Origin of the sequence: Polaromonas sp., from assembly GCF_030680935.1 — a bacterium.
In the GTDB taxonomy this organism is placed as follows: Bacteria; Pseudomonadota; Gammaproteobacteria; order Burkholderiales; family Burkholderiaceae_C; genus Polaromonas.
The window spans coordinates 1-1,110 of the sequence record NZ_JAUXUP010000058.1; the positions used below are offsets into that span (position 1 = coordinate 1).

1 protein-coding gene is annotated in these 1,110 nt (G+C 61.0%); it reads right to left on the reverse strand.

Translation table 11 applies throughout. The features are described 5' to 3' along the window. Nucleotides 1–203: 203 nt before the first annotated feature. The coding region (locus Q8L50_RS14465) for an enolase C-terminal domain-like protein (protein ID WP_305349339.1) at nucleotides 204–1,110 on the reverse strand (907 nt) is incomplete at its 5' end.

The following is a 1,110-nucleotide window of genomic DNA, read 5'->3' on the forward strand; positions in this document are numbered from 1 at the left end:
GGACAGCATTCAGTCTGAAGCAGCCCTCCGATTTCATAGGCGCAATTTTCCGGTCTAGCCGAAAACAGCGATCAACTTGGTTCATCCATCAACGTCGAACTTGAAACCAGGCCTTCTTGCGAGGCCGGTTCGCAACCGCCCTACTCCCCGAGCAGCTTTTCAATCACCCAGCGCAGCCTGCGGCCGCCCGCCCTTTTGATTGATCAAGCCGCCAACTCCTTCATCACCGCATACAAGTCCGCCTTGCCCTCAAAACCAATGCCCGGCAGCTCAGGCAGCGTGACGTAACCGTCCACCACTTTGACACCGTCGGGAAAACCGCCGTAGGGCTGAAACAGGTCGGGGTAAGACTCGTTGCCGCCCAGGCCCAGACCCGCCGCAATCGCCAGCGACATCTGGTGGCCGCCATGCGGGATGCAACGCGCTGGTGACCAGCCGTGCTCTTTCAGCATGTCCAGCGTGCGCAGGTACTCGACCAGGCCGTAACTGAGCGCGCAGTCGAACTGCAGCCAGTCGCGGTCTGGCCGCATGCCGCCGTAACGGATCAGGTTGCGCGCGTCCTGCATCGAGAACAGGTTCTCGCCGGTGGCCATGGGTCCGGCGTAATGCGGCGCCAGTTCAGCCTGCAGCGCGTAGTCCAGCGGGTCGCCAGCTTCTTCGTACCAGAACAAATCGTAGGCCGACAGGGCTTTGGCATACGCCACGGCGGTCTTCAGATCGAAGCGGCCATTGGCATCAACTGCCAGCTTCTGGCCCGGCGCCAGCATGCCCAGCACCGCCTCGATGCGGCGGCAATCATCAGACAATGAGGCTCCGCCAATTTTCATTTTGACCACTGAATAACCCCGGTCCAGGTAGCTGCGCATCTCGGCCATCAGCTTGGCGTCGTCCTTGCCTGGGTAGTAATAGCCGCCGGCCGCATACACAAACACCTTGCGGTTGGGCGTGCCGTTGCCATAACGCTCAGCCAGCAACTGGTACAGCGGCTTGCCTTCAATTTTGGCCACCGCATCCCAGACCGCCATGTCGATGGTGCCGACAGCGACCGAACGTTCGCCATGGCCACCGGGCTTTTCATTGGTCATCATGGCGGCCCAGACCTTGTGCGCA